Origin of the sequence: Noviherbaspirillum aridicola (assembly GCF_019656455.1) — a bacterium.
GTDB lineage: Bacteria > Pseudomonadota > Gammaproteobacteria > Burkholderiales > Burkholderiaceae_D > Noviherbaspirillum > Noviherbaspirillum aridicola.
The window spans coordinates 1-581 of record NZ_BPMK01000045.1 but is presented as its reverse complement, the minus strand read 5'-3'; the positions used below and the strand labels follow the sequence as shown (position 1 = coordinate 581).

The window sequence follows — 581 nt, the reverse complement described above, 5'->3', positions numbered from 1 at the left end:
CGCTTACCACGGTAGGATTCGTGACTGGGGTGAAGTCGTAACAAGGTAGCCGTATCGGAAGGTGCGGCTGGATCACCTCCTTTCTAGAGCGTGCACCACGCCTCGTATCCACACTTATCGGTCTGTTGACACAGCCAAACAGCGTTTGGGTCTGTAGCTCAGCTGGTTAGAGCACCGTGTTGATAACGCGGGGGTCGTTGGTTCGAGCCCAACTAGACCCACCATCGTGTAGGGGGTTTAGCTCAGCTGGGAGAGCACCTGCTTTGCAAGCAGGGGGTCGTCGGTTCGATCCCGTCAACCTCCACCAATCATCAAACCTGAGTCGATGCCTGGCGCAAGCCAAGCCGGCGCGACTGAGGTTTGATCGTATTGATCAATTGGCTGTTTGTGTTCTTTAACAATCTGGAAGAAGTAGTAAAGAATTTATCAGTTGGAGTTCATGCGTGTGATGCGCGTGGATGAAGACTGGTGGGTTGTGATTGTATCAATCATATTGTATGAAAGAGTTCTCGTAGCAATACGAGTGGTCTGGAATACGGCACGCAAACTCAAAACTCTATAGCGCTCTCGATAAGAGAGGC

Annotated in this window: 2 tRNA genes and 1 rRNA gene; all 3 read left to right on the top strand. The window is 51.3% G+C overall.

Annotation, left to right across the window (positions count from 1 at the left end):
* Positions 1-83: ribosomal RNA gene (locus NCCP691_RS21240) — 16S ribosomal RNA — on the top strand; the annotation flags it as partial.
* Between the two features lie 64 nt (positions 84-147).
* A tRNA-Ile gene (locus NCCP691_RS21235) sits at positions 148-224 on the top strand.
* A 7-nt stretch (positions 225-231) separates the two neighbouring features.
* Positions 232-307: transfer RNA gene (locus tag NCCP691_RS21230), tRNA-Ala, on the top strand.
* The last annotated feature ends 274 nt before the right edge of the window (positions 308-581 follow it).